This is a genomic window from Nostoc sp. CHAB 5715 (assembly GCF_020829685.1).
Classification (GTDB): domain Bacteria; phylum Cyanobacteriota; class Cyanobacteriia; order Cyanobacteriales; family Nostocaceae; genus Nostoc.
Genome location: NZ_JAIVFR010000441.1, coordinates 1 through 5,919, shown reverse-complemented (window position 1 = coordinate 5,919; position 5,919 = coordinate 1). Strand labels below are relative to the sequence as shown.

The following is a 5,919-nucleotide window of genomic DNA, read 5'->3' as shown; positions in this document are numbered from 1 at the left end:
ATGGGCCTAAAATCTACAATTTTGTTGCGTTGCTCATCAATGGTATTTTGCCAAGAGCCACTCCGTAAACTAGATTGATATTGCCATTTGAGCAAATGCTGTAATAATACTTCTAAGCGGCTTTTCAACTCCCGGCGATCTGATCGTCCCAAGCTTTCAATCTCCTCAATCACAGCATCCCAGTCTACTTGTCCAAATTCTCCAGCACGAATGAGTTGCACAGTTTTTTCTGTCCATGCGACAAAATCTGTTTCATATAACTGGGCTGCGCTTTTCGGAATCGGAGTCATAAACTTCCTGCAATCCACCGTAGACGAGCAAAATTTGAGAGATTTTAGGCCCATTTTAACGTCAGGGGCTACGCGAGGCGATCGCGTCTTGTTAGCCAGACACGTTGTAGCACGCTTATTTGGGACTGTTTCGCCAAAAGTTAGACTTACCTCTATTTTTGGCAAAGGAATTGATTATCGATTTTACTTAATTTTTGCAAGCCGATGCAATGGCATTGTTAGTCGATACAATTGCATTGTCAGGCGATGCAATTGCATTGTCAGGCGACACAATTGCATTGTTAGCCGATACAATTGCATTGTTAGCCGACACAATGGCATTGTCAGCCGAAACAATGGCATTGTCAGCCGACACAATCTCATTGCAAGAGGTTGGGTTAAAATAGCACAGCAATACAAATAAACTGCAAGAGCATACTTTTGCAAAGAAGCGACTGTCACAATATCTAAATAAGCCTATATTTTAATTTCAAAGATGTCTGCTAAAAATACAAATAATCAAAGTCGCATCCAATCTCGTGACTGGCCAATTGAGCAATTACCTGGACTAAGCCACGAGGAACAATCTCAACTGCACAATTGTGGAATTCCTAGCACAGTAGCGCTAATCAAACAAGGGAAAACTCTAGAGAAAAGAGTAGCGTTAGCAAATAAACTACAGATTCATCTTCAGTATGTAAATAAATGGATGGCTTTAGCTGACTTGGCGCGTATTCCCAGTGTAGGCATACAATATTGTGGTTTATTGCTCCATGCAGGTATTGGTTCTGTAGCACAGTTGGCTCAGACTCCCACTCACAGATTGCACCAACAAATCATGCGCTTGCAGGTAGCAACAATGCAGCGACGAGATTTGTGTCCAGCGATTGAATTAGTACAACAGTGGAGTCAGCAAGCGAAAATAGTGGGGAGTGGGGAGTAGGGAGTGGGGAGTGGGGAGTGGGGACTGGGGGCTGGGGAGTGGGGACTGGGGGGATGAGGAAAATAAGGGAGAAATATTGAACAAGTTTCTTCCCAATCCCCAATATCCAATCCCCAATCCCCAATCCCCAATCCCCAATCCCCAATCCCCAATCCCCAATCCCCAATCCCCAATCCCCACTCCTCACTCCCCACTCCCCACTCCCCACTCCCCACTCCCCACTCCCCACTCCCTAATCTTTAGCTAAAACACCATTAAGGAAGATATCAGCGAGTCCTTCTGCCATTTCTTGCATTTGTTGGGGGGAAGCGTCAGGTTCCATGAGGGTGTTGTTGGAAAAACCTGCGATCGCAAACATTCCTAAAAAAACTTTGGCTACCAGCTTTACGTCCATTTTGCGATAAATACCTTTATCCATCGCTGTTTGAAAGAATGCTTCGCCCACATCAGACATTTTGGTAATGATTTCTAATTGAATGCGATCGCGCAAATCGGGGTGAAACTGCACCTCCATAAAACAAACGCGCATTAAATCGCTATTTTTTTGGAAGTTCCACATCCGGCGACGCATCACCTGAGCTACGGCTTTATAGCTGCCCATTTCACTTAATTCTGTCAGCAAATCTGTGAGAATCTCTACCCATCCACTCGTCGCTACTTCCACCAAAATTGCCTTTTTATTGGGAAAATGACGAAATAGAGTCCCTTCAGCTACACCTGCCGCCTGGGCTAAATCGCGGGTGGTAGTGCCGTCAAATCCCTGAGAAGCAAACAACCGTTGTGCTGCCTGCAAAATCCGGGTGCGCGTCTGAGCCTCTGAGGGTGGGGAAAAATTAAAAACTCGCATAACAGTTATGGTGAAATATCCGGAACACGATTTGTAGCATTATTGTCTAACGTCAAGTAAAAAAGCTCAACAAGCTTAATACAAGATTAACGTCCTTTTGCTAAGTACCTAGTTTTTTAGGTAGTGTAACTTTATCTTAATTTTTGCTTATGAACCAGATCAGTCGGTCAATTTTAGGTTTTAGATTGGGGACTTCGACTTACCTCGGCTACTTCGGCTACGCTCAGCACAAGTCCGCTCGGCACAAGTCGCTCAGTCCTTCTCTACGAGAGGCTGCGCCAACGACTTCGCTCAGGAACCATCGAACGATTTTGGATTGGTCAGATAAAGTATCTGTCATATTGGGGCGGTTGTTTGTCGCTTTGTTGGCTTTGATCGTTTTCTGGTGGGGATTGCTGCCAGAAATTGCTCTGGCTCAAACTCAGACAGCACCTCCTCCCCAAAGAGTCCTGCAACCTACAAAAACTCAAACTCCACCAGTTGAAAGCTCCATCCAACCTTATCTGAATCGAGTTATCAAGCAGTTAAGGGAGTTTCGCCTCGACAATGGTCTAAAATTCATTGTCTTGGAACGACATCAAGCGCCTGTAGTTTCTTTTCTTACTTATGCGAATGTCGGTGGTGTGGATGAGCCAGATGGCAAAACTGGTGTAGCTCACTTTCTAGAACATTTGGCGTTTAAAGGGACAACGCGCATTGGTACAAAAGACTACAAGGCAGAAAAACCTCTATTAGAAACCTTAGAACGGTTGGATGCCCAAATTAAAACAGCGAAAGCCGATGGCAAAAAAGATCAGGTTGCTCGGTTAGAAGCTGAGTTTAAGCGAGTGGAGGCGCAAGCAGCCAAGCTTGTCAAGCAAAACGAATTGGGGCAAATTGTCGAACAAGCGGGAGGCGTAGGTTTAAATGCCAATACTTCAACCGAAGCCACGCGTTATTTATATAGCTTTCCTGCCAATAAGCTGGAACTTTGGATGTCGCTGGAGTCAGAACGATTTCTCGATCCTGTAATTCGGCGTGAGTTTTATAAAGAGAAAGATGTAATTTTAGAGGAGCGACGGATGCGGGTGGAAAATTCACCCATTGGACTGATGGTGGAGAAATTTATTGATACTGCTTACAAAGTTCATCCTTACAGACGTCCGGTGATTGGTTATGACAAAGATATCCGCAATTTGACACCAGAAGATGTGCAAAAGTTTTTTGATACTTACTACGTACCAAGTAATCTAACCATTGCTATTGTCGGAGATGTTAACCCGGCTGAGGTAAAAAAACTGGCGCAAACTTATTTTGGCCGCTATCTGGCAAGAACCAAAGCTGTTGAAGAAATCCCGGTGGAACCGTCACAACAACAAACACGGGAAGTTACTTTACAGCTACCTTCTCAACCCTGGTATTTAGAAGGTTATCATCGTCCGGCAATTACCCATCCAGATAATGCAGTCTATGAAATCATTGGCAGTTTATTAAGTGATGGGCGCACATCGCGGCTGTATAAGTCTTTGGTAGAAAAGCAACGTTTGGCACTAAATGCCCAAGGTTTTAGCGGTTTTCCTGGAGATAAGTACCCAAACGTGATGTTATTTTATGCTCTCACGGCTCCTGGTCATACAGTTGATGAGTTGGCGGTGGCTTTGCGCCAAGAAATTGACAAATTAAAAACTGAGCCTGTAGCGGCGGTTGATTTGGAACGGGTGAAAACCCAAGCACGGGCGAGTTTGTTACGCACCCTGGATTCAAATATGGGGATGGCTCAACAATTGTTGGAATATGAGGTGAAAACTGGCTCTTGGCGGAATTTGTTTAAGCAGTTGGATGATATTTCGGCGGTGACAACGGCTGATATTGTGCGGGTGGCGAAGGAGACGTTTACGCCGAAAAATCGCACGATTGGGAAGCTGTTGTCGAAAAAAGCTTAAGAAAAACGTAGACGCAAAGCGGCTTGCCGTAGGCTACGCAGAGGCGCAAAGGGCGCAAAGGTAGAGAGATATGCAGAGGTACAAGGTGAAGGGTAAAAAATTCAAAATTCAAAATTCAAAATTCAAAATTCAAAATTCAAAATTCAAAATTCAAAATGGGAAGGGGCTTATTTATGCTTTGGTTGGTGTTTTTGCGTGTTTACTTTTAACTTGTAATTTTTCTCTGGCGGCGACGACTGAAGCAAAGCATTATACAGAGTTGCAGTTACCACCGCTACCAGAGATTAAGTTACCCAAGTATGAGCGGTTTGTCCTCCAAAACGGCTTGGTTGTCTATTTGATGGAGGATCACGAATTGCCGTTGGTGAATGGTACGGCGTTTGTACGGACAGGAAATCGCTTGGAACCACAACAGAAAGTTGGTTTAGCTGGTTTTACAGGCGCGGTGATGCGGACTGGAGGAACTAAGAAGCATTCGCCTGATGAACTCAACGAAATATTGGAACAACGCGCGGCATCTGTGGAAACCAGTATTGGTGAAGCTTCAGGTAGTGCTAACTTTGACGCACTCAGTGAAGATTTAGAAACGGTGTTTGGGCTGTTTGCCGAGGTGCTGCGATCGCCTGTATTTGCTCAAGAAAAGCTAGACTTGGCTAAGACACAAGCTAAGGGTGGTATTGCGCGTCGCAATGACAATCCAGATAGTATTGCTAGTCGAGAATTTAAGAAATTGATCTATGGGAAAGATAGCCCATACTCTCGCACCATAGAGTATGCAACGGTGGATCAGGTTGAACGTGAGGATTTGCTCAACTTTTATCAGCAATATTTCCACCCCAATAATATGATTTTAGGGATTGTGGGGGATTTTGACTCCAAGAAAATGCGATCGCTCATTCAAGCTAACTTTGGCGACTGGAACCGCAACCCAGGTATTGCTAAACCCAAATTACCAAATGTTTCACCAGCTAATACAGGTGGAGTCTTTTTTGTCAATCAGCCACAAATCGACTCAGTACAGGACGCACTAAGGAGGAAGGAGTGTTATAAAGCTTTGCCAACCGTTTGACTGTATCAAACTCGTACACACAAAAATGGTAAATTGGCGCTTCGGGATATTGCCAAACTAAATCCAAAAATTGCTGCCAAACTAATTCTTCGTCTTCTGGTTTATCTGCTAAAAACGAATAAAACTGTTCTGTATTGGCAAGTCTATCAACTACCAAAACCCCTAAAAGAAAATTTAAATCTAAGTCTGGCTGTGCTTCAATATCAAAGTAAAGCTCTATAGGTGCTGTGAATGTAATATCTTTTATTGGTAGCGGATAGGGTAAGATTAACGGTCGTTTTTCTAGTGCAGATTGAGCTTGCACTACCAACTTGGGCGCTACTTCACTGTCGAAACCAAGCAGGTTTTCTAGGATGGTGGGACTGGTGTTAGCGAGAGATTCCAGTGTGGTGATGGCTACGTCTTGCAGTTGAGTGTAGCGAATGGGTGTTACACCTGGTAATAGTGAGAGATGTTTTTCAGATTGAGCGATCGCATAACATTGACTATACCAATGGCAAAGATTGCACTTTTGGCGAGAAATAAATACCTCTGGCGGATTCGGTAATTCTAAAACTTGAATCAACTCCTCCAGAATCTGCTGCATCCGTGGTGTCCATTTGAGCAAATCTACAGGATAATTTCTCTCTTTGGTACGCAATATCAGCCAAGCTGTTTCTGGTGCAAAGTCTTGTACTGTTGCCAATACCTGGGCGTGAAATGCAGCAACAACTTGATATTCTTGCTTAGGGCGCTTACCCAGTTCAATACTAGCCGGAACATACATCCAATCTCCAAAGCAGGATTTTCCCGGCCGTTTGACGAGTAAATCTGGACTACTTAGCAGGGTGTATACCTCGGAATAATTTGCTAACAGTACTCCCTTATAG

Annotated in this window: 7 protein-coding genes and 1 pseudogene; 5 read left to right on the top strand and 3 right to left on the bottom strand. The window is 44.1% G+C overall.

The annotated features are described in order from the left end of the window. Positions 1 to 290: DUF29 domain-containing protein (locus LC574_RS22610; RefSeq protein ID WP_229455757.1), on the bottom strand; the 290-nt coding region annotated here is incomplete at its 3' end. A 194-nt stretch (positions 291 to 484) separates the two neighbouring features. On the opposite strand from LC574_RS22610, the gene LC574_RS22605 reads away from it, so the two are divergent. The 3 genes from LC574_RS22605 (at position 485) to LC574_RS22595 (ending at position 1,459) form a co-directional block, all read left to right on the top strand. Next, positions 485 to 676: a hypothetical protein gene (locus LC574_RS22605; protein ID WP_229455756.1), complete on the top strand. Its 192-nt coding sequence runs from the start codon at positions 485 to 487 to the stop codon at positions 674 to 676. An 89-nt stretch (positions 677 to 765) separates the two neighbouring features. After that, on the top strand, positions 766 to 1,212 hold the full coding sequence (locus LC574_RS22600; protein ID WP_229455755.1) for a DUF4332 domain-containing protein: 447 nt from the start codon (positions 766 to 768) through the stop codon (positions 1,210 to 1,212). Positions 1,213 to 1,222: 10 nt separating this feature from the next. Next, complete coding sequence (locus tag LC574_RS22595; protein WP_229455754.1) at positions 1,223 to 1,459, top strand: hypothetical protein; 237 nt, start codon at positions 1,223 to 1,225, stop codon at positions 1,457 to 1,459. Here LC574_RS22595 and LC574_RS22590 read toward each other — a convergent pair. Then, positions 1,445 to 2,059, bottom strand: a complete 615-nt coding sequence (locus LC574_RS22590) for a TetR/AcrR family transcriptional regulator (RefSeq protein ID WP_229455753.1) — start codon at positions 2,057 to 2,059, stop codon at positions 1,445 to 1,447. The two genes, LC574_RS22595 and LC574_RS22590, sit on opposite strands and share 15 nt — an antisense overlap. Positions 2,060 to 2,208: 149 nt before the next feature. Here LC574_RS22590 and LC574_RS22585 point away from each other — a divergent pair, with 149 nt between their 5' ends. Beyond that, on the top strand, positions 2,209 to 3,981 hold the full coding sequence (locus LC574_RS22585; RefSeq protein WP_229455751.1) for a pitrilysin family protein: 1,773 nt from the start codon (positions 2,209 to 2,211) through the stop codon (positions 3,979 to 3,981). Positions 3,982 to 4,051: 70 nt separating this feature from the next. After that, positions 4,052 to 4,990: pseudogene (locus LC574_RS22580) on the top strand (M16 family metallopeptidase); the annotation flags it as partial. On the opposite strand, the gene LC574_RS22575 reads toward LC574_RS22580, so the two are convergent. Next, positions 4,974 to 5,919 (bottom strand): TM0106 family RecB-like putative nuclease (locus tag LC574_RS22575; protein WP_229455750.1); only part of this gene is annotated, 946 nt, incomplete at its 5' end. The pseudogene LC574_RS22580 and the gene LC574_RS22575 overlap by 17 nt on opposite strands.